Source organism: Streptomyces carminius (genome assembly GCF_002794255.1).
GTDB classification, from domain to species: Bacteria; Actinomycetota; Actinomycetes; order Streptomycetales; family Streptomycetaceae; genus Streptomyces; species Streptomyces carminius.
In genome coordinates, this window is the sequence record NZ_PGGW01000064.1 from 77,124 (window position 1) to 98,308 (window position 21,185).

At 71.8% G+C, this 21,185-nt stretch carries 19 protein-coding genes and 2 rRNA genes; 5 read left to right on the forward strand and 16 right to left on the reverse strand.

The window, feature by feature from the left end; genetic code table 11:
• The coding region (locus CUT44_RS34185; protein WP_233221577.1) for a DUF3558 domain-containing protein at nt 1-600 on the reverse strand (600 nt) is incomplete at its 3' end.
• A 238-nt stretch (nt 601-838) separates the two neighbouring features.
• On the opposite strand from CUT44_RS34185, the gene CUT44_RS22705 reads away from it, so the two are divergent.
• Nucleotides 839-2,032, forward strand: coding sequence for an RtcB family protein (locus tag CUT44_RS22705; protein ID WP_100203787.1), 1,194 nt, complete (start codon nt 839-841; stop codon nt 2,030-2,032).
• Nucleotides 2,033-2,077: 45 nt separating this feature from the next.
• Here the strand turns inward: CUT44_RS22705 and CUT44_RS22710 are convergent, their stop codons facing one another.
• Nucleotides 2,078-2,689 carry an SMI1/KNR4 family protein gene (locus CUT44_RS22710; protein ID WP_100203788.1) on the reverse strand — a complete coding sequence of 204 codons (612 nt, stop codon included), beginning with the start codon at nt 2,687-2,689 and terminating at the stop codon, nt 2,078-2,080.
• A gap of 198 nt (nt 2,690-2,887) precedes the next feature.
• On the opposite strand from CUT44_RS22710, the gene CUT44_RS22715 reads away from it, so the two are divergent.
• A complete protein-coding gene (locus CUT44_RS22715; RefSeq protein WP_100203789.1) occupies nt 2,888-3,478 on the forward strand; it encodes a Uma2 family endonuclease in 591 nt (196 codons plus the stop codon).
• Between the two features lie 43 nt (nt 3,479-3,521).
• On the opposite strand, the gene hemB is transcribed toward CUT44_RS22715, so the two are convergent.
• The 6 genes from hemB to CUT44_RS22745 form a co-directional block, all read right to left on the reverse strand.
• A complete protein-coding gene (hemB, locus tag CUT44_RS22720; protein WP_100203813.1) occupies nt 3,522-4,541 on the reverse strand; it encodes a porphobilinogen synthase in 1,020 nt (339 codons plus the stop codon).
• A gap of 50 nt (nt 4,542-4,591) precedes the next feature.
• A complete protein-coding gene (locus CUT44_RS22725) occupies nt 4,592-6,253 on the reverse strand; it encodes a bifunctional uroporphyrinogen-III C-methyltransferase/uroporphyrinogen-III synthase (RefSeq protein WP_100203790.1) in 1,662 nt (553 codons plus the stop codon).
• The gene (gene hemC / locus CUT44_RS22730) at nt 6,250-7,230 is read right to left on the reverse strand and encodes a hydroxymethylbilane synthase (RefSeq protein WP_100203791.1); all 981 of its coding nucleotides are present in this window, start codon (nt 7,228-7,230) and stop codon (nt 6,250-6,252) included. Before hemC ends, CUT44_RS22725 begins: the two co-directional genes overlap by 4 nt.
• Complete coding sequence (locus tag CUT44_RS22735) at nt 7,227-8,579, reverse strand: glutamyl-tRNA reductase (protein ID WP_100203792.1); 1,353 nt, start codon at nt 8,577-8,579, stop codon at nt 7,227-7,229. The genes hemC and CUT44_RS22735 overlap by 4 nt, the downstream gene beginning before the upstream one ends.
• A gap of 73 nt (nt 8,580-8,652) precedes the next feature.
• Complete coding sequence (locus CUT44_RS22740; protein WP_100203793.1) at nt 8,653-9,444, reverse strand: redox-sensing transcriptional repressor Rex; 792 nt, start codon at nt 9,442-9,444, stop codon at nt 8,653-8,655.
• Nucleotides 9,445-9,702: 258 nt separating this feature from the next.
• Nucleotides 9,703-9,939, reverse strand: a complete 237-nt coding sequence (locus CUT44_RS22745) for a glutaredoxin family protein (protein ID WP_233221578.1) — start codon at nt 9,937-9,939, stop codon at nt 9,703-9,705.
• Between the two features lie 176 nt (nt 9,940-10,115).
• Between CUT44_RS22745 and CUT44_RS22750 the strand changes: the two genes are divergently transcribed.
• The 3 genes from CUT44_RS22750 (at nt 10,116) to CUT44_RS22760 (ending at nt 13,861) form a co-directional block, all read left to right on the forward strand.
• Nucleotides 10,116-11,054, forward strand: coding sequence for an HAD family hydrolase (locus CUT44_RS22750; RefSeq protein WP_100203795.1), 939 nt, complete (start codon nt 10,116-10,118; stop codon nt 11,052-11,054).
• A gap of 425 nt (nt 11,055-11,479) precedes the next feature.
• Nucleotides 11,480-12,325 carry an ECF subfamily RNA polymerase sigma factor, BldN family gene (locus CUT44_RS22755; RefSeq protein WP_100203796.1) on the forward strand — a complete coding sequence of 282 codons (846 nt, stop codon included), beginning with the start codon at nt 11,480-11,482 and terminating at the stop codon, nt 12,323-12,325.
• Nucleotides 12,326-12,538: 213 nt separating this feature from the next.
• Complete coding sequence (locus tag CUT44_RS22760; protein WP_332888283.1) at nt 12,539-13,861, forward strand: DUF5667 domain-containing protein; 1,323 nt, start codon at nt 12,539-12,541, stop codon at nt 13,859-13,861.
• Nucleotides 13,862-13,967: 106 nt separating this feature from the next.
• Here the strand turns inward: CUT44_RS22760 and CUT44_RS22765 are convergent, their stop codons facing one another.
• The 8 genes from CUT44_RS22765 to CUT44_RS22805 form a co-directional block, all read right to left on the reverse strand.
• Complete coding sequence (locus CUT44_RS22765) at nt 13,968-15,167, reverse strand: lysophospholipid acyltransferase family protein (protein ID WP_100203798.1); 1,200 nt, start codon at nt 15,165-15,167, stop codon at nt 13,968-13,970.
• Nucleotides 15,160-16,194 carry an NAD-dependent epimerase/dehydratase family protein gene (locus CUT44_RS22770; RefSeq protein WP_100203799.1) on the reverse strand — a complete coding sequence of 345 codons (1,035 nt, stop codon included), beginning with the start codon at nt 16,192-16,194 and terminating at the stop codon, nt 15,160-15,162. The genes CUT44_RS22765 and CUT44_RS22770 overlap by 8 nt, the downstream gene beginning before the upstream one ends.
• Nucleotides 16,195-16,382: 188 nt before the next feature.
• Nucleotides 16,383-16,481, reverse strand: a complete 99-nt coding sequence (locus CUT44_RS22775) for a 30S ribosomal protein bS22 (RefSeq protein ID WP_003948845.1) — start codon at nt 16,479-16,481, stop codon at nt 16,383-16,385.
• A gap of 129 nt (nt 16,482-16,610) precedes the next feature.
• Nucleotides 16,611-16,823, reverse strand: a complete 213-nt coding sequence (locus CUT44_RS22780; protein WP_158239648.1) for a helix-turn-helix domain-containing protein — start codon at nt 16,821-16,823, stop codon at nt 16,611-16,613.
• 662 nt (nt 16,824-17,485) lie between these two features.
• The gene (locus CUT44_RS22790; RefSeq protein WP_100203801.1) at nt 17,486-18,661 is read right to left on the reverse strand and encodes an acetoin utilization protein AcuC; all 1,176 of its coding nucleotides are present in this window, start codon (nt 18,659-18,661) and stop codon (nt 17,486-17,488) included.
• A 67-nt stretch (nt 18,662-18,728) separates the two neighbouring features.
• A complete protein-coding gene (locus CUT44_RS22795; RefSeq protein ID WP_100203802.1) occupies nt 18,729-19,373 on the reverse strand; it encodes an HAD family hydrolase in 645 nt (214 codons plus the stop codon).
• Between the two features lie 85 nt (nt 19,374-19,458).
• Nucleotides 19,459-19,575, reverse strand: a 5S ribosomal RNA gene (rrf, locus tag CUT44_RS22800).
• Between the two features lie 87 nt (nt 19,576-19,662).
• Nucleotides 19,663-21,185 (reverse strand): 23S ribosomal RNA (locus tag CUT44_RS22805); the annotation flags it as partial.

Here is a 21,185-nt window from a genome sequence, read left to right on the forward strand (position 1 = left end):
ACCCGTCACCGCCGGGGTCTCACCGTCGGCGTTCCGGGCGTCGGCGGTCTCGCCGTCGGTGCTCTCACCGTCCGCGGTCTTCCGGCCCGGCTCCGCCGAACCCGTCACCGCCGGGGGCGTGGTCCGCCCTCCCGGCGGCGGTGAGGAGACCGCCCCGGCCTCCGCCACCAGCTCCGCGTAGCGGCGCTCCGCCCGCTCGTCGTCGCTGACGGCCGGGTCGTAGGACACGATCCGCTCGAAGTCGACCAGCAGACGGCGGCTGTCCGTCCCGGTGGAGCTCTTCCAACGGCAGCCGACCCGGCGGTCGTTGTCGTAGGTGACGGTCTGCTCCCCCTCGTACGCCGCCGGAGTCGCGTCGCCGTCCCCGGCGTCCCCGGTGTCCTCCGCGCCCGGCAGCAGCTCCCGCAGGAGCCCGACGCCGACCGTGCCGCACGGCTCGGGCAGATCGCGGTGGGTGCCGGGCGGAGCCGTGACGGCCCCGGCGTCGGCGACACCGGGCTTGCTGTCGGCGGCCGGGCCGCCCGTCCCGGAACCGCCCGTGCAGCCGGCGGCCAGCAGCGCGACGAGCGCGGCACCGGCGGCGTACCCCTTCCGCAGCACTGCCCAACCCCCTCGTCCGCGGGAACAATCGAAAACACGTTGCCGTCATGCGGTGGCGGCAGAACACAATGTCTACCGCACGATCTCCACCGCACGCGCCCCGGAACCTCCGTTCGCCGAGGCATATGCAGCAGTACGTCCGCCTTGTGTGCCCGTACGCCCGGACGTATGTGATCCGTATGTGACCCGCCGCGGACGGCGGAGCGTGCCCACACACTTTCAGGGGAGAGGGACGAGCATGCCGTTCACCGAGGTTCCCGGGGCCCGGGTGCCGATCCGGATGTGGACCGACCCGGCCGGCGTCGAGGAGTCCGCGATGCGGCAGCTCCACAACGTCTCGACGCTGCCGTGGATCAAGGGGCTGGCCGTCATGCCCGACGTCCACTACGGCAAGGGCGCCACGGTCGGCTCGGTCATCGCCATGCGGGACGCGGTCTGCCCGGCGGCCGTCGGCGTGGACATCGGCTGCGGCATGTCGGCGGTGCGGACCTCGCTGACCGCGAACGACCTGCCCGGCGACCTGTCCCGGCTGCGCTCGCGCATCGAGCAGGCCGTCCCGGTCGGCTTCGGCCTGCACGACGAGCCGGTGGACCCGGACCGCCTGCGCGACTCCCCCGGCCCCGGCTGGAACGACTTCTGGTCCCGCTTCGACGGCGTCGCCGAGGCCGTCCACTTCCGCCGGGAGCGGGCGGCGCGGCAGCTGGGGACCCTGGGCGGCGGCAATCACTTCATCGAGGTCTGCCTGGACCAGGACGGCGCCGTCTGGCTGATGCTGCACTCCGGCTCCCGCAACATCGGCAAGGAGCTGGCCGACCACCACATCGGCGTGGCCCGGGGACTGCCGCACAACCAGGGCCTGGTCGACCGCGATCTGGCCGTCTTCACCACCGGCACCCCCGAGATGGCCGCCTACCGCAACGACCTGTTCTGGGCGCAGGAGTACGCCCGGTACAACCGGGCGGTCATGACGGGCCTGCTGAAGGACGTGGTCCGCAAGGAGTTCAGGAAGGCGCGGCCCGCCTTCGAGCCCGTCATCTCCTGCCACCACAACTACGTGGCCGAGGAGCGCTACGACGGCATGGACCTGCTGGTCACCCGGAAGGGCGCGATCCGCGCGGGCGGCGGCGAGTACGGCATCATCCCCGGCTCGATGGGGACGGGCTCGTACATCGTCCGCGGTCTGGGCAACCCCGCGTCCTTCAACTCCGCCTCCCACGGCGCGGGCCGGCGGATGAGCCGCAACGCGGCGAAGAAGCGGTTCACCGCGCGGGACCTGGCCGACCAGACGCGGGGCGTGGAGTGCCGCAAGGACTCCGGCGTGGTGGACGAGATCCCCGGTGCCTACAAGCCGATCGAGCAGGTCGTCGAGGCGCAGCGCGACCTGGTCGAGGTGGTGGCGAAGCTGCGTCAGGTGGTCTGCGTCAAGGGCTGACGGCGCACCGGCCGGGTCCGCGCCCCGCGGGGCGCGGACCCGGTGTCACCGCAGACCGGCGATCTCCTCGCGGCCTGCCAGGACGAGCGCGCCGAAGCTCGGATACGGCCCCTCGAAGTCGCCGTACTTCACCGCGAGCAGATACCCCTCGTACTCCCCGTCCGCCGTCACCTTCCCGGTGTCCAGCAGGAAGGCGTCCTCGCCGTACGCGACGGTCAGGCACCGCCGCAGGAAGGCGGTGAACTCGCGGTGTTCGGCACGCTCCTCCTCGGTCTCCGGGACCTCCTCCTCGGCCGTGTCGACGAACGTGTCGTCCACCTCGTGGAACCAGTCGATCTCCCGGCAGGGGAGCAGTCCGCCGATCCACCCGGCGACGGGTCCCCAGCCGTTGCTGACCTTCAGAAAGCCCCGCAGGCTCGGCGGCAGCCGGACACCGAGCCGCTCCTCGGTCTCGGCCAGTTCCCGCTCACCGGCGGGCTCGTACCCGAGCCACCGCTCCGCCACCTGCCGTTCGTCCACCCCCTTGTACTTGACGAGCTTCTTGAGCTTCTCTTCGTCCAGACCACTCAGGTACCAGTCGCTGTACTCGGTCAGATAGGCCCGCCACTCCTCGGGCGTCACCGGGATCCGGCCCTCTCCCCCGGTATCGGTCGTCATCACCCGTCCGCCTCCCCGGCATGTCTCGGGTCCACTCGGTCCGGTGCCGAAAGTCCGGCACCCGGAGGGAAGACCACCGACACGGCCGCCGGGTTCACCCCGGCCGCCGCTCCCCTGTGCCCCGGCGTAACCCCTGCGGCGGGCATATCGTTGTACCGCGCGGCCGCGCATCCCGGCGCGGCGGGGGGGAGCGTCACCGTGACCGTCGAGTTGACCGACAGGATCGAGATGACAGAGTCCGGCGAGATCACCTTGGACGAACTCTTCGAGCGTCTGGAGCGGATGCCCGTCCCCGAGGGATACAAGGTCGAGATCGTCGAGGGGTCGGTCTACACGACACCGCAGCGCCGCACGCACTGGAAGATCATCCGGAAGGTCCTGCGGCAGTTGGAGGACCGGTTCGGCCCGGACACGGAGATCGACTCCGATGTCCGCATCGACTTCCCGGGCCATCTCAACGGCTTCGCCCCCGATCTGGCGAAGATCGCCGACGCTGCGGAGCCCGGCGCCCACGGGCGCTTCTCGCCCGAGGACGTCGAGCTGGTCGTGGAGGTCGTCTCCCGCTCCACCGCCGCCAACGACTACGGCCCCAAGCTGACGGCGTACGCCACCGCCGGTGTCCCGGCGTACCTCGTCATCGGCCCGTACACCGCCCGCTGCCGGCTCTTCACCCATCCCAAGGAAGGCGGCTACCGCAGCGAGCTGACCACCGACTTCGGCGAACCGGTCAAGATCACCGAAACCTCCGTCGAGCTCACCCTGGCCACGGACGGCTTCCCCCGGGACTGACCCGCACCGGACGAGCCGCCGCCCCGCGCCCGCCCCCGGCGGCTCAGGACAGCCGCCGGGCCACCTCGGTCGCCCAGTAGGTCAGGATCAGGTTCGCGCCCGCGCGCCTGACGCCCGTGAGCGTCTCCATGATCGCCGCGTCCCGGTCGATCCAGCCGCGCTGCGCCGCCGCCTCGACCATCGCGTACTCCCCGGAGATCTGGTACGCGGCGACGGGCACGTCCACCGCGTCCGCGACCCGGCGCAGCACGTCCAGATACGGCAGCGCGGGCTTGACCATCACCATGTCCGCGCCCTCGGCCAGGTCGAGCGCCAGCTCCCGCAGCGACTCCCGGGCGTTGGCCGGATCCTGCTGGTAGCTGCGGCGGTCACCGGTCAGGGAGGAGTTCACCGCCTCCCGGAAGGGCCCGTAGAACGCGGAGGCGTACTTGGCGGTGTACGCCAGCAGCGACACGTCCTGGTGCCCGGCCTCGTCCAGCGCGCGGCGGACGAAGCCGACCTGCCCGTCCATCATCCCGCTGGGCCCCAGCACGTGCGAGCCGGCCTCCGCCTGGACACACGCCATCTCGGCGTACCGTTCCAGGGTGGCGTCGTTGTCCACCCGGCCCCGCTCGTCCAGGACGCCGCAGTGTCCGTGGTCGGTGAACTCGTCCAGGCACAGGTCGGACATCACCACCAGGTCGTCGCCGACCTCGGCGCGCACCTCGCGCAGGGCGCGCTGGAGGATGCCGTCCGGGTCGGTGCCCTGGGAGCCGACGGCGTCCTTCTTCGCCTCCTCGGGCACCCCGAAGAGCATGATGCCGCCGACGCCCGCCGCCACGGCCTCGGCCGCCGCCTTGCGCAGGGTGTCGAGGGTGTGCTGGTACACGCCCGGCATGGAGGAGATCTCCACCGGCTCGCGCAGGTCCTCCCGCACGAAGGCGGGCAGGATCAGCTCGGCCGGGTGGAGCCGGTGCTCGGCGACCATCCGGCGCATGGCCGGCGTGGTGCGCAGCCGCCGGGGACGGACCACGGGGAAGTCCCCGTAGCCGCCCGGACGGCCCGCACCGTAGCCGCCGTACATGTCGCCGCCGGTCTTCACGGCGTCCTTCACAGTGTCCTTCACGGCGTCCTTCACGAAGTCCTGGCCCTCCTGCGCGCCGGACGCTTCTCACTCGGCCGCTGCACCGCCTCGCCCGCCTCCAGGGCGGCGGTCCGGCGCCTGGCGCCGAACTCCGCGAGCGCCTCCGCCAGCCGGTGCACCGACGGCTCCGGGGACATGACGTCCACCCGCAGGCCGTGCTCCTCCGCGGTCTTGGCCGTCGCCGGGCCGATGCAGGCGATCACCGTCACGTTGTGCGGCTTGCCGGCGATGCCCACCAGGTTCCGCACGGTGGAGGAGGAGGTGAACAGCACGGCGTCGAAGCCGCCGCCCTTGATCGCCTCCCGGGTCGCGGCCGGCGGCGGCGAGGCGCGCACCGTCCGGTAGGCGGTGACGTCGTCGACCTCCCAGCCCAGCTCGATCAGCCCGGCCACCAGGGTCTCGGTGGCGATGTCGGCGCGCGGCAGGAAGACGCGGTCGATCGGGTCGAAGACCGGGTCGTAGGGCGGCCAGTCCTCCAGCAGCCCGGCCGCGGACTGCTCGCCGCTGGGCACCAGGTCCGGCTTGACGCCGAAGTCCACCAGCGCCTTCGCGGTCTGCTCCCCGACGGCGGCGACCTTGATCCCGGCGAAGGCCCGGGCGTCCAGGCCGTACTCCTCGAACTTCTCGCGCACCGCCCGGACCGCGTTGACCGAGGTGAAGGCGATCCACTCGTAGCGGCCGGTGACCAGGCCCTTGACCGCGCGCTCCATCTGCTGCGGGGTGCGCGGCGGCTCCACGGCGATGGTCGGCACCTCGCTGGGCACCGCGCCGTAGCTGCGGAGCTGGTCCGACAGGGAGGCGGCCTGCTCCTTGGTGCGGGGCACGAGCACCTGCCAGCCGAACAGCGGCTTGGACTCGAACCAGGCCAGCCGGTCGCGCTGCGCGGCGGCACCGCGCTCCCCGACCACGGCTATCGCGGGCCGGGCCCCACCGGGCGAGGGCAGCACCTTGGCGGCCTTGAGCTGCTGGCCGATGGAGCCGAGCGTGGCCGTCCAGGTGCGCTGCCGGGTGGTGGTGCCGTCGACCGTGACGGTCAGCGGGGTGTCGGGCTTGCGGCCCGCCGTGACCAGCTCGGCGGCGGTGGCGGCGACCGTCTCCAGGGTGGTGGTGACCACCAGGGTGGCGTCGCTGGCCCCGGCCTCACTCCACGCCCGGGCGTCGGCCGTCCCCGAGTCCAGGAAACGGACGTCCGCGCCGTGGCCGTTGCGCAGCGGCACCCCGGCGTAGGCGGGGATGCCGACGGCGTTGGCGATGCCGGGCACCACCTCGAAGGTGATGCCCTCGGCGGCGCAGGCGAGCATCTCGTCGGCCGCGTTGGCGTCGAGGCCGGGATCGCCCTGCACCGCGCGGACCACCCGCCTGCCGCCGAGCGCGGCCCGCGTGACAAGATTTATCGTGTCGGCGACGTCGGCGACGGCCTCCGCGAGCGCGGCTGACGTGTCGTCACCTGCTGCTGCCCGGAGCGGGGTGTCGACGCCCGGCCGGGCATGCGCCCGTACGACGTCGTGCACCTGTGGATCGGCGATCAGCACGTCGGCCTGCGCCAGCGCCTCGACGGCGCGCAGCGTCAGCAGTCCCGGATCCCCGGGCCCGGCACCGAGGAAGGTGACGTGCCCGCGGGCGCCGTACGAGTGATTGGTGGTGGGGCTCAATGTGCTCGCTCCCCCATCAGACCGGCCGCGCCCTTGGCGAGCATCTCGTCGGCGAGTTCGCGCCCCATGGCCTGAGCCATGGCGAGCACCCCGCCGGCGGACGCCGGTACGTGACCGGTGGTGGACAGCTGCACCAGTGTGGTGCCGTCGGTGGTGCCGACGACACCGCGCAGGCGCAGTTCGGTGACATCCTGCCTGTCGCCCGGCAGATCGGCCAGTGCTCCGACAGGAGCACTGCAGCCGGCCTCCAGGGCGGCGAGCAGGGTTCGCTCGGCGGTCACGGCGGCCCGGGTTGGTGGGTCGTCGAGCTCGGCGAGTCGTGCGGCGAGGTCCGTGCGCGTCGCCGCGCACTCGACGGCCAGCGCCCCCTGTCCGGGGGCGGGCAGGACCGTGTCGGGGTCGAGGAGCTCGGTGGCCTCGCCGATCAGGCCGACGCGCCGCAGGCCGGCGGCGGCCAGGACGACCGCGTCCAGCTCGCCGGAGCGCACGTACCCGATACGGGTCTCGACGTTCCCGCGGATCGGTACGGTCTCGATGTCCCGGCCCAGCGACCGGGCCCAGGCGTTGAGCTGCGCCATACGGCGCGGCGAGCCGGTGCCGACCCGCGCGCCGTCGGGCAGCCGCTCGAAGGTCAGCCCGTCCCGGGCGATCAGCGCGTCGCGGGGGTCCTCCCGTACCGGCACGGCGGCCAGTGCCAGCCGCTCCGGCTGGGCGGTGGGAAGGTCCTTGAGGGAGTGGACGGCGAAGTCGATCTCCCCGGCGAGCAGCGCGTCGCGCAGCGCGGAGACGAAGACCCCGGTACCGCCGATCCGGGCCAGGTGCTCGCGGGAGACATCACCGTAGGTGGTGATCTCCACCAGTTCCACAGGTCGCCCGGTGACCTGCCTGACCCGCTCGGCCACCTGCCCGGACTGGGCCATGGCGAGTCGGCTGCGGCGGGTCCCGAGCCTCAGGGGCCGGGACGGGTCGGTGCTCATTGCCGCTCCTGTTCGGGGTTGCTGACGGCGGCGACTGTCTGGGGGTCCAGGTCGAACAGCTCGCGCAGCGCGTCGGCGTATCCGGCCCCGCCGGGTTCGCCCGCGAGCTGCTTGACGCGCACGGTCGGGGCGTGCAGCAGCTTGTCGACGACCCGGCGTACGGTCTGGTTGATCTCGGCGCGCTGACGCGCGTCGAGTTCGGGGAGCCGCCCGTCGAGGCGGGCCAGCTCGGCCGCGACGACGTCGGCGGCCATGGCGCGCAGCGCGACCACGGTGGGCGTGATGGTCGCGGCCCGCTGGGCCGCGCCGAAGGCGGCCACCTCGTCGGCGACGATACCGCGCACCCGGTCGACGTCCGCGGCCATGGGCGCGTCGGCGGCGGCCTCGGCGAGCGACTCGATGTCCACCAACCGTACGCCCTCCAGGCGGTGCGCGGCGGCGTCGATGTCGCGCGGCATGGCGAGGTCGAGCAGGGCGAGCGGCTCGTCCGGCGCCTGCCCCTCGCCGCGGGCGGCGGTGCGCGCGGCGAGCGCGGCCGCCACCTCGGCGGCCGTCAGCACCAGTCCGGCGGCGCCGGTGCAGGAGACGACGACATCGGCGTGCGGCAGCTCGGCGGCCAGCCTCCCGGGAGGCACTGCGCGCGCGGCGACACCGTCGCCGCCGAGTCCGGCCGCCAGCCGCCGGGCACGCTCCAGGGTCCTGTTGACGATCACCAGTTCGGCCGCGCCGGCCCGGGCGAGGACCGTGGCGGCGAGGGAGGACATCGAGCCGGCGCCGATCACCAGGGCCCTTCTGCCGCGCACCCACTCCGCCGCCGGACTCCCGCCCGCCAGCTGCTGGAGGCCGAAGCTGACCAGGGACTGCCCGGCCCGGTCGATGCCGGTCTCGCTGTGCGCCCGCTTGCCGACCCGCAGGGCCTGCTGGAACAGGTCGTTCAGCAGCCGCCCGGCGGTGTGCCGGCGCTGCGCGACGGCCAGCGCGTCCTTGATCTGGCCGAGGATCTGCCCCTCGCCGACGACCATCGAGTCCAGCCCGCAGGCCACCGAGAACAGGTGGTGGACGGCGCGGTCCTCGTAGTGGACGTACAGGTACGGGGTCAGCTCCTCCAGCCCGACGCCGCTGTGCCGGGCCAGCAGGCCGGACAGCTCGGCGACACCGGCGTGGAACTTGTCCACGTCGGCGTACAGCTCGATGCGGTTGCAGGTGGCGAGCACCGCCGCCTCCGCGGTGGGCTCGACGCTCACCGCGTCCTGCAGCAGCTTGTCGCGCGTCTCGGGGGCCAGGGAGGCACGCTCCAGCACGCTCACCGGCGCACTGCGGTGACTGAGCCCGACGACCAGCAGACTCATGCTCCTCCCCCGCTCCGGTCGGGCCGGTCCCCGGCCGGGACGCGCTCCGCGCCCCGTACGGTGGTCCACTCGTTCATGCGGGCATCACGGCGGGCACGTCCCCGTCAGGTCCCTGCTCGGTTCCCCCGCCGGCCCGGCGGCGCACGGCGGCGGCGGGCGGCGCCGCGGGCGGGGTGGTGTCCGCCCCCTCGCCGGCCGCCTCCTCGCCCGCCTTGCGCTGCTCGTGGAAGGCGAGGATCTGCAGTTCTATGGAGAGGTCCACCTTCCGCACGTCCACGCCCTCGGGGACGGACAGCACGGTCGGCGCGAAGTTGAGGATGGAGGACACCCCGGCGGCCACCAGCCGGTCGCAGACCTGCTGGGCCGCTCCGGCGGGGGTGGCGATGACGCCGATGGACACCCCGTTCTCCCGGATGATCTCCTCCAGCTCGTCGGTGTGCTGCACCGGGATGCCGGCGACCGGCTTCCCGGCCATCGACGGGTCCGCGTCGATCAGCGCGGCGACCCGGAAGCCGCGCGAGGCGAAGCCGCCGTAGTTGGCGAGCGCGGCGCCCAGGTTTCCGATGCCGACGATCACGACCGGCCAGTCCTGGGTCAGCCCGAGCTCACGGGAGATCTGGTAGACGAGGTACTCCACGTCGTAGCCCACCCCGCGGGTGCCGTACGAGCCGAGGTAGGAGAAGTCCTTGCGCAGCTTGGCGGAGTTCACCCCGGCGGCGGCGGCGAGCTCCTCCGAGGAGACCGTGGGCACCGAGCGCTCGGAGAGCGCGGTGAGCGCCCGCAGGTACAGCGGAAGACGGGCGACGGTGGCCTCGGGGATTCCTCGGCTGCGGGTCGCCGGTCGGTGGGTTCGGCCAGTTGCCACGGTGCTCCTGCCGTCTGCGCGAAACGGTGAGCGGCCCTGCTGGACACCTGCTGGACACATGTCCGGACCGCTCCGTCCCGACCAGGCTATGTCTTTGTGAACGTGTGCACAAAGATGGTGTCCGCTTTGTCCGGCCAAAGTGACAGGCGCCACATGTGCGGCCGGAGCGCGGAGCGCCCCCGGCGCGTCTTCCACCTGTTGCGCCTCCCGGGTGCGCGCCCCGGTCCGCGGCGCGCCCGGACGGCGGGCCGGCTCCGGTCAGGCCTCCAGCGCCGCGCTCAGCCGCCGCGGGTCCACCCGCCAGAAGTCGTGCTGCGCGCCGTCCACGAGCACCACCGGAATCTGCTCCCAGTACCTGCGGTACAGCTCCTCGTCCTGTGTGATGTCCTTCTCCTCCCAGCGCGCGCCCAGCCGCGCGCAGACCTCGCTGACCACCGCGCGCGCGTCGTCGCACAGATGGCAGCCGGGTTTGCCGATGAGCGTGACGGTCCTCATGTCCGTCATTGTGCCGCCGCCGGGCCCCTGCCCGGCACCTCCCGGCGCCCGCGGCACTCCCCGCGCGCCCCGCCCGGCACCTCCCGCGCGCCCCGCGCTCCCCCGTTGGCGCGCTCTCCGTCCCGCTGTCACCGGCTCGTCACGGAACCGCCGGCGCCAGTGGCTATGCTCGCGGCATGGCCGCTCTCGCGAAACTCCTCACCCGCAGGCGTTCGGCGACGGCTCGCAGCGTGCTCGCAGGCGAGGCCGCCGCCGAGGCGGCGCGCAAGACCTCCCGGGCGGTCGACGAACTCCCCCCGGGAGAGCCCGGGAAACCGGCGGAACCGGAGTTCCCGGTCCGCGGGGACGTACGGGCCGCCGCCTTCTTCGACCTGGACAACACGATCATGCAGGGCGCGGCCCTGTTCCACTTCGGCCGCGGCCTGTACAAGCGGAAGTTCTTCCACAAGCGCGAGCTGTTCCGCTTCGCCTGGCAGCAGGCGTACTTCCGGCTGGCCGGCGCGGAGAACGCCGGGCACATGGAGGACGCCCGCGACAGCGCGCTGTCCATCGTCCGGGGCCACCGGGTCTCCGAGCTCATGGAGATCGGCGAGGAGATCTACGACGAGTACATGGCCGGCCGGATCTGGCCGGGCACCCGCGCCCTGGCCCAGGCCCACCTGGACGCGGGCCAGAAGGTGTGGCTGGTCACCGCCGCGCCGGTGGAGACCGCCACGATCATCGCCCGCCGACTCGGGCTGACCGGCGCGCTGGGCACCGTCGCCGAGTCCGTCGACGGCGTCTACACCGGACGCCTGGTCGGCGAGCCGCTGCACGGGCCGGCCAAGGCGGAGGCGGTGCGCGCGCTGGCCGCCGCCGAGGACCTGGACCTCTCGCGGTGCGCCGCCTACAGCGACTCGGCCAACGACATCCCGATGCTCTCCCTCGTCGGGCATCCGTACGCCGTCAACCCGGACAGCAGGCTGCGCGCGCACGCGCGCGAGCGGGGCTGGCGACTCCGTGACTACCGGACCGGCCGGAAGGCGGCGAAGGTGGGCATCCCGGCCGCGGCCGGGGTCGGCGCGGTGGCCGGCGGCGCGGCGGCGGCCGTGGCGATCCAGCGCCGCCGGCGGTAGGCGCGACGGGGCGGCGGGCGGGCGGACGGCGCAGCCGGCGGACGGACGCGCCGCCGACGGCTGACCGCACTCCCGTACGCCGGGCACCCCGTACGGGCGAGGCGACTCCCCGGCCGGCGCGCCCGGTCGCCGGACAGTGCGGACATCACCGCCCATTGACCGCGGGACGACCCGCCACCGGCCACAAGCGAGCGGCCACCCGGTCAACTTCGCGCACGGACCGGTCGGAACGCATACCGATTTCGCTCGATGGCCTGATCTAAACGTGTAACAGCGCAAACCTGACCGGCGATTTCGGCAACTAGGTGTAGCACAGCCTGTACGAAGCGTTATTCTCCTCAGACGCAATCCGGTGTCCACACGCCCCTGTCACGGGCGGACGGTCCCGCACTGCACGTGATGGAAGCTCTGCCTCTGGGAGTCCCGTGTACCCACACGTCGGGGTTGACGCCTCGGGCCTGGCTGCGCTGCGCACGACGGTCGCAGACCAACTGCGCACCCTCGTCCCCACCGCGCACGCCGCCCCCGCCTTCGCCGTACCTGTCCCCGCCACCCCCGCCTACGCCCTGGCCGAGGGAGCCGCCGCGGGCGCCACACCGCTCGGCCGGCGGACCCGCGCCGCCGCGTCCTCCTCGTCGTCGTCCTCGCCGTCCCCCTCGTCGCCGGCCTCGTCCGCGCCGTCCTCCTCGTCGAGAGCCGTACGCCGCCCGGTGGCGGACGGCGACAACCGCCGCATGATGGAACTCGTCGAACGAGCCCAGGGCGGCGAGGCCGAGGCCTTCGGCTGCCTCTACGACCGGTACTCCAACACCGTCTACCGCTACATCTACTACCGCGTCGGCGGCCGGGCCGTCGCCGAGGACCTCACCAGCGAGACGTTCCTGCGCGCCCTGCGCCGGATCGGCACCTTCACCTGGCAGGGCCGGGACTTCGGTGCCTGGCTGGTCACCATCGCGCGCAACCTCGTCGCCGACCACTTCAAGTCGAGCCGCTTCCGCCTGGAGGTGACCACCGGCGAGATGCTCGACGCCAACGAGGTGGCACGCAGCCCCGAGGACTCGGTCCTGGAGGCGCTGTCCAGCGCCTCCCTGCTGGAGGCGGTGCGGAAACTCAACCCCCAGCAGCAGGAGTGCGTGACCCTCCGGTTCCTCCAGGGCCTGTCGGTCGCGGAGACGGCACGGGTCATGGGGAAGAACGAGGGAGCGATCAAGACCCTCCAGTACCGGGCCGTGCGGACCCTGGCCCGGCTCCTCCCGGAGGACAGCCGGTAACCGAAGGCGACCGCCCCCTTCCCCGGGGTGACACGGACCGTCGAATCATCCGTAGGGCGTAACCCACCGCGCTCGGCAGTCGTTGTGCGGTTTGCAGACTTCCCACGGCCCCGCACCGGGGCGGAGCACCCGAGCGGACGCTCCTCCGCAGGCCGTGCGACCCTCCGGTGGGGCAGGGAGTCGACCGTGCTGATGAGAGGAGGGCCGCCCGTGATGGGAGCCGTATCGCCGAGCCGGCGGGCAAACGCCTTCGCCCAGGCCCTGGACGAGCGTGAGCCCGGGGACACCGCGGCGGCCGACCGGTCCGCGAGCACCGCCCCGGCCGACCCGGCCGACCCGACCGTCCTGACCGACTCGGCCACCCCGACCGACCCGACCGTTCCCACCGGCTCCCCGGGGCCGGCGGAGACGGCGAAGGAGCCGGTCGGGAAGGAGCGCCTGCCGGCTCTGGCCGGCAGACTGGCGTCCCTGCCGAAGCCGGAACTGGCAGCCGATGTCAGGGCCGCGCAGCGGGCCCGCCTCGTCGCCGCCGCGGAGAGCCTTTTCGCCGAGGACGGCGAGGGCTCCCGGACCGCCGGCACCCGCACGGGCCACGGCGGGGCGCGCCGCGCCCTTCCCGCCGTCGGCCCGCTGGGCGGCAGGCTCCGCCCCAGGAGCCGGCTCGGCAGAGGACTCGCGGTGGGCGGCCTGGGCTTCGGCGTCGCGGCGGGCGCCTTCACCGGCGCCGCGGCGGCCAGTACCGACGCACTCCCCGGTGACACCCTCTACGGGCTCAAGCTCGGCATGGAGGACCTCAAGCTCGATCTGGCCGACGACGACGCCGACCGCGGCAAGGTCCATCTGAACCACGCCGCCACCCGGCTGCACGAGACCAGGCGGCTGCTGGAGCGCACCCGGTCGGGCCCGCTGGACGAGGAGTCGCTCACCGACATCCGCAGGGTGCTCTCCCGTATGCGGCACGACGCCTCCGAGGGGCACCGTCTGCTCAGCAGGGCCTACGAACGGGAGGGTGCGCTCGATCCGATGCGTGAGCTGTCGTCCTTCTCCCGGTCCCACCGCGATGTGTGGGGCCAGGTGCGCGAGCGCCTCCCCCTGCAGCTCACGGAGGCGGGCGACGAGGTCAGCTCCGTCCTCGACGCCATAGAGGACGAGATCACCCCGCTGCGGTCACTGCTGAGGGACACCCCGCAGGATGCCGAGTCCACCGGCGGCGGAGTCGGCGACAGCCGTACGGACGACGGCCGTACGACCGGCCCGACACCGTCCGTGCCGGGCGGCGCACCGGGCGGACCGCGGGAGACGACCGGGCAGCCCACCGCCCCCTCCGGTTCCCGGGAGACCGGGAACACCGGGGAGGCCCGGGAGGGCAGCCCTTCCGGGAACGGCGAGCGGCCGGGCTCGCGGCATGACGGGAGCGGCACACCGTCCGCCTCCCGGAGCGAGACCGCCGGGCCCCCCAAGCCGGAGATCACCCTTCCGCCCATCGTCCCGGAGCTGCTGCCGGATCTGGGGAACACCGGAAACGGCACCGACTGACCGGGGGCGGTGCGGCCGGGTGCCTCGCGGGCACCCGGCCGCACCGGCCGACGCCCGGAAGGGCCTCTTCCCGGAAGTACCTCTTGGGCTCCCCGGGGGAGAACGCTCAGAAGAAGACCGAGCGCCGCCGCACCAGCAGCCTGTAGAGGGTGTGCTGAATCGTCTCGCGCACCTGGTCCGTCAGGTTGAACATCAGCATCGGGTCCTCGTCGGCCTCGGGCGGGTAGTCGCCCGTCGGGACCGGCTCGCCGAACTGGATCGTCCACTTCGTCGGCAGCGGCACCATCCCCAGTGGTCCCAGCCACGGGAAGGTGGGCGTGACCGGGAAGTACGGGAAACCGAGCAGCCGCGCCAGCGTCCTGGAGCTGCCGATCATCGGGTAGATCTCCTCCGCCCCGACGATCGAGCACGGGACGATCGGCACCCCCGCCCGCAACGCCGTCGAGACGAAGCCCCCGCGCCCGAACCGCTGGAGCTTGTAGCGCTCCGAGAACGGCTTCCCGAGCCCCTTGAAGCCCTCCGGCATCACCCCGACGATCTCGCCCCGCTCCAGCAGCCGCTCGGCGTCCTCCGCGCACGCCAGGGTGTGCCCGGCCTTCCGGGCCAGCTCACTGACCACCGGCAGCACGAACACTAGGTCGGCCGCCAGCAGCCGCAGGGCCCGCCGCGCCGGATGGTGGTCGTGCACGGCGATCTGGAGCATCAGCGCGTCCAGCGGCAGCGTCCCGGAGTGGTTGGACACCACCAGGGCGCCGCCCTCCGCCGGGATGTTCTCGATGCCCAGCACCTCGACCCGGAAGTACTTCTCGTACAGCGGCCGCAGTCCGGACAGCAGCACCTGGTCGGTGAGCTCCGCGTCGTAGCCGAACTCGTCGACCTCGTAGTCGCCGGTGATCCGCCGCCGCAGGAACGCCAGACCGCGGGCGATCCTGCGGTCCCAGTCCTCGGCGTCCCGGCCGGTCGCCCGGGAGGCGTCCACCGCCGGTCCGGACGCGTCCCTGGCGGCCTGCTTCCCGGCGTCTCCGGTCTCCCCGGTGTCCTCGGCGTCTCCGGTCCCGTCTGCACCCCGGACGTCCTCGGCCACCGCTCCGGGTCCCGCCGGCACGGCGGCGAGCGGCGACTGCGTCCCGTCCTGCGGGCTCCGCTCGGCGCCCCGCCCGGTGCCCGGGGCGTCCTGGCCGCCGCGGCCTCCGTCGCCCGCGCCGGTACGGCGCCGGCCGCCGCCCGCGGGCCGCCCCCGGGCGGCGCGGCCCGTACCGCCCCGGGAGCGGTCGTCGTCGAACGGGATGACCTTGGCGTCAGCCATGGCGGACGACCTCCTCGATGCGGTCCACGGCGTGTGCGAGTCTCTCCGGCGGCAGCAGCCCCGGACCATGGCTGCGCGCGAAGTCGGCGAAGGCCCCGGCCGTGGTGTACCGCGGCTCGAAGCCGAACACCTCGCGCATCTGCGTCGTCTCCACGACCCTGCCGTGTGTCAGCAGCCGGATCTGCTCGGCCGAGAAGTCCGTGGCGCCCACCGAGCGCAGCGCCGCCCCGGTCCACCGGATGGCCGGGAGCAGCAGGGGCAGCGTGGGCCTGCCCAGCCGCCGCGCGGCCTGGGACAGCAGCAGTACCCCGTCCCCGGCGATGTTGAACGTCCCGGCCGTGAGCGTGCCGCGCCGCGGCTCCCGCGAGGCCAGCCGCAGCACCTCGACGACATCGTCCTCGTGGACGAACTGCAGCCGCGGGTCGTATCCGAGGACGGTCGGCAGGACGGGCAGCCGGAAGTACTCCGCGAGCGGCGTGTCCGCGGTCGGACCGAGGATGTTGGCGAAGCGCAGCACCGTCACGGCCACATCGGGACGGCGGCGGGCGAACCCCCGCACATATCCCTCGACCTCCACGGCGTCCTTGGCGAAGCCGCCGCCGGGCAGCGCCTTGGGCCCCATGGTCTCGGCGAAGACCGCCGGGTCGCGCGGCGAGGAGCCGTAGACGTTCGTGCTGGACTTCACCACCAGCCGCTGTACGGCCGGCGCCTTCTGGCAGGCGCCGAGGAGCTGCATCGTGCCGATGACGTTGGTCTCCTTCACCGACGCCCGGGTGCCGCGCGGCAGGAGCGGCATACCGCTGACATCCAGGTGGACGACGGTGTCCACGCCGTACTCGGCGAGCAGCCCGGCGACGGCCGGCTGCCGGATGTCGGTCCGGACGAACTCGGCACCGCCGAGGTGGTGCTCGGGCGGCACGGCGTCCACGGCGACGACCCGGTCGACATCGGGGTCGCGCAGGATCCGCCGTACGAAGCGCCCGCCGAGCTGCCGGGCGACTCCCGTGACGAGCACGACCTTGCCCACCGGTTGCTTCCTCTCCCGTACGGCGGCCCACACCCGGAAAGCCCTCGTCCGGACACCCGGCCGGCCCGCTGGTCCCGTTCCGGTTCTTCCGCCACCGTATCGGGTGACCGTCGTCCCGTCGCGGAACGCCACCGCCCTCCCGCCGGCACATCGGCGGGAGGGCGGTGATCAGTGTGCGGCGCGCCAGCTCACTTCTTGTTGCGGCGCTGTACGCGCGTGCGCTTGAGCAGCTTGCGGTGCTTCTTCTTGGCCATCCGCTTGCGCCGCTTCTTGATAACAGAGCCCACGACTTACCCTCGCTCACTTCGTCACTCGGTGCGGGGCGTCCGAGCCCACACGACCTACGTCGGCTCAGCCTACCCGGCACCGGGCGGTGCTTGTGACACGAGGGCCGACGGATTCGCCGGCTCGTGCGGCTACGCGCTCTTCTCCACCCCCACGTAGGAACCGCGGAGATACTCGTGGACAGCCTGCTCCGGCACCCGGAAGGACCTGCCCACCCGGATCGCCGGCAGATGACCGCTGTGCACCAGCCGGTACACGGTCATCTTGGACACTCGCATCACCGAGGCGACTTCCGCCACGGTCAGGAACACGACCTCGTTCAGAGGCCTCTCAGCAGCAGCCATGTCACACCTGAACCTTCCGCACATGTCGGACACCGGCTTCCCCTCCGGTGACTCCTGCTCGCATGCGCGCTCCTCCCCAGATTAGGGGCGGGTGATGCAAGTGGGGAAGAGGAGTAGCTATTACCCCTCTAGTGTGACAGACGGGAATGATTGAGCACATAACAAGCAAGCGGAACTCACTGGTCCGACAGTGCCGAGCCGCGCGGCGGGACAGCCGTCCGCGGCCGTCCCACCGGCTGTCCGGCGGACCCGGCGGCAGCCGTTCCCGTCCGCTCGACCCGCCCTACCGGCACCCGGCTGACCTGCTCCGCAGCCCTCTCCACACCTTCGGGCACCGGCCGCGGCGGCACTCCCCCACCGCGGCCGCCGCACCCATGACCGGCCACATGGAGAAGGGGCGGGTGGGAGTGTGCAACCAGCGCATTCGAAACGGCTCGCACCCCGTCCTCGTGGACCACCACGCCTCCCCGTACGCACCGGGGCCGGTGCGTACGTACCCCGAACCGGGTCGTTATGTCGACACGTCCACCCTGCGCCGAGGTGAGGCCGGGACATCACCCCGCCGACAAGGCACAGGTCCAGGGGGCGTAGAAGTCCGGGAGGGAAGACCCGGGAGGGAACAGGGGTGTCCGGCCGCCGCGGGCCCGCGCCCGGACGGGCTGCTACGGCAGCAGCCCGTGCGCGGGATACACCGCGCGCCGCGTGGCGATCACCGCCTGGTCCAGGGCGCTCGCCGGGTCGTACCCCGCCTCCCAGCCCGACCACAGCGGCTCACGCCCGTCCGTCATCCGCCGCGGCGCGTCCTGCCGCGTCCGCGCGTACACCTGCCGCCGCCAGTCCTCCGGGATCATCGTCTCCGGCGCGATCGGCTCCCCCGCCGCGATCGCCACCAGATGGGTCCAGGACCTCGGTACGACGTCCACGACCGCGTACCCACCGCCGCCGAGGGCCAGCCAGCGTCCCTCCGCGTACTCGTGCGCCCAGTGGTGGCAGACCATGGCGGCCACCCGCTGGGCGTCGACGGTCACCGCCAGATGCGCCAGCGGGTCCTCGATGTGGGTGTCCGCGCCGTGCTGGGTCACCAGCACCTGGGGCCGGAAGGAGCGCAGCAGCTCCGGCACCACCGCGTGCAGCGCGCGCAGCCAGCCGCCGTCGGACGTGCCCGGCGGGACGGCGATGTTCACCGCGCCGCCCTCCGCCTTCTCACCGCCGGTCTCCTCCGGCCAGCCGGTCCCGGGGAAGAGCATGCGGGGGTGCTCGTGCAGCGAGATCGTGAGGACCCTGGGATCGTCCCAGAAGGCCGTCTGGACACCGTCCCCGTGGTGGACGTCCACATCCAGGTAGGCGACCCGTTCGGCGCCCAGCTCCAGCAGCCGGGCGATGGCCAGGGAGGCGTCGTTGTAGACGCAGAAACCGGCCGCCGACCCCGGCATCGCATGGTGCAGCCCGCCCGCGAAGTTGACACCGTGGGACACCTCCCCGCGCCAGACCGCCTCGGCGGCCCCGACCGTCTGGCCGGCGATCAGCGCCGAGCTCTCGTGCATACCCGCGAAGGCCGGGTCGTCCTCGGTCCCGAGCCCGTACGACCCGTCCGCGGTCCGGGGTGCGGCCGACACCCGGCGCACGGCATCGATGTAGTCGGAGCGGTGGACGAGGCGCAGCGTGGAATCACCTGCCGGCGATCCCGGGACCACCTGCAGACCGGAGGCGCCGGGCAGACCGAACGCCTCCACGAGTCGCATGGTCAGCGCCAGCCGCACCGGGTCCATCGGATGCCCGGACCCGAAGTCGTAGCCGGTGACCGCCTCGTCCCACATCAACAGTGCGCCGCCGCTCATAGGGGCCACCGTATCGGGCGGTCCGGGCGGCCACACGCGCGCGCCACCGGTTGACGGCCCCTGCCGTTCAGGCGAGCAGCGCGGGCAGCTCGCTCATCGAGGCGAAGAGGGCCGTGGCGTGCGAGAGCTTGTCACGGGGAGTCATCGCGGTGAACCCGTAGACGTCCATCCCGGCGGCGACGGCCGCTCGCACCCCCAGCGGGCTGTCCTCGACGACGGCGCAGCGCGCCGGCGGCACCCCCATCACCTCGGCGGCATGCAGGAACAGGTCGGGCGCGGGCTTTCCCCGACCCACGTCCTGCGAGCTGAAGATGTGCTTCTCCCCAAAGCGCTCGTACAGCCCCGTCTTCCGGAGCGCCACCCGGATCCGCTCATGGCTGCCGGACGACGCCACGCAGTACGGCACACCCTCGTCCTCAAGATTGCTCAGCACCTCGGCGGCGCCGGGGACGGGAAGAAGGTCACGCCGGAAGGCGTCGAAGACACGGCCGTGGAAGACGTCGTCGAAGTCCGCGGGCAACCGCTGCCCCGAGCGCTCCAGAACCAGGTCGTGGATACGGTGCACGGCCGAGCCCATGTAGTCCCGGATGGAGTCCTCATACGTGGTCGGGTGACCCAGCTCGGTCAGATAGGCCGCGAGAATCCGGTTGGATATCGGCTCGCTGTCCACCAGGACACCGTCGTTGTCGAAGATCACCAGGTCGTAGCGCATGCCTCACCCTAACCCGCCCGCAACGCAGAAAAGGGTCCCGGCCCCCGGGCGAAAACCCGAGGACCGAGACCCTCATTCACGATTTGTTCGGCGGCGTCCTACTCTCCCACACGGTCCCCCATGCAGTACCATCGGCGCTGAAGAGCTTAGCTTCCGGGTTCGAAATGTAACCGGGCGTTTCCCCTCCGCCATGACCACCGAAACACGATGAAACCTCACATCAAACCAGCCCCCGAACACGGGGGAACAGGTCGCGGTCTCAGAACCCGCACAGTGGACGCAAGCAGCCATGGACAAGTCCTCGGCCTATTAGTACCAGTCAACTCCACCCCTCACAGGGCTTCCATATCTGGCCTATCAACCCGGTCGTCTCCCGGGAGCCTTACCCCCTTCACGGGGTGGGAGTCCTCATCTCGAAGCAGGCTTCCCGCTTAGATGCCTTCAGCGGTTATCCCTCCCGAACGTAGCCAACCAGCCATGCCCTTGGCAGAACAACTGGCACACCAGAGGTCCGTCCGTCCCGGTCCTCTCGTACTAGGGACAGCCCTTCTCAAGACTCCTGCGCGCGCAGCGGATAGGGACCGAACTGTCTCACGACGTTCTAAACCCAGCTCGCGTACCGCTTTAATGGGCGAACAGCCCAACCCTTGGGACCGACTCCAGCCCCAGGATGCGACGAGCCGACATCGAGGTGCCAAACCATCCCGTCGATATGGACTCTTGGGGAAGATCAGCCTGTTATCCCCGGGGTACCTTTTATCCGTTGAGCGACGGCACTTCCACACGTAACCGCCGGATCACTAGTCCCTGCTTTCGCACCTGCTCGACCCGTCAGTCTCACAGTCAAGCTCCCTTGTGCACTTACACTCACCACCTGATGACCAACCAGGCTGAGGGAACCTTTGGGCGCCTCCGTTACCCTTTAGGAGGCAACCGCCCCAGTTAAACTACCCACCAGACACTGTCCCCGATCCGGATCACGGACCCAGGTTAGACATCCAGCACGACCAGAGTGGTATTTCAACAACGCCTCCACACACACTGGCGTGCATGCTTCACCGGCTCCCACCTATCCTACACAAGCCGAACCGAACACCAATATCAAGCTGTAGTAAAGGTCCCGGGGTCTTTCCGTCCTGCTGCGCGAAACGAGCATCTTTACTCGTAGTGCAATTTCACCGGGCCTGTGGTTGAGACAGTCGAGAAGTCGTTACGCCATTCGTGCAGGTCGGAACTTACCCGACAAGGAATTTCGCTACCTTAGGATGGTTATAGTTACCACCGCCGTTTACTGGCGCTTAAGTTCTCAGCCTCGCCCACCCGAAAGTGAGCTAACCGGTCCCCTTAACGTTCCAGCACCGGGCAGGCGTCAGTCCGTATACCTCGCCTTACGGCTTCGCACGGACCTGTGTTTTTAGTAAACAGTCGCTTCTCGCTGGTCTCTGCGGCCACACCCAGCTCACACCGCACGGGCGATCACCGGACATGGCCCCCCTTCTCCCGAAGTTACGGGGGCATTTTGCCGAGTTCCTTAACCACAGTTCACCCGAACGCCTCGGTATTCTCTACCAGACCACCTGAGTCGGTTTAGGGTACGGGCCGCCATGCAACTCGCTAGAGGCTTTTCTCGACAGCATAGGATCATCCACTTCACCACAACGGCTCGGCATCAGGTCTCACCCATGTAACGAGGGGCGGATTTACCTACCCCCCGGGCTACACCCTTACCCCGGGACAACCACCGCCCGGGCTGGACTACCTTCCTGCGTCACCCCATCACTCACCTACTACCGGATCGGACCGTCGGCTCCA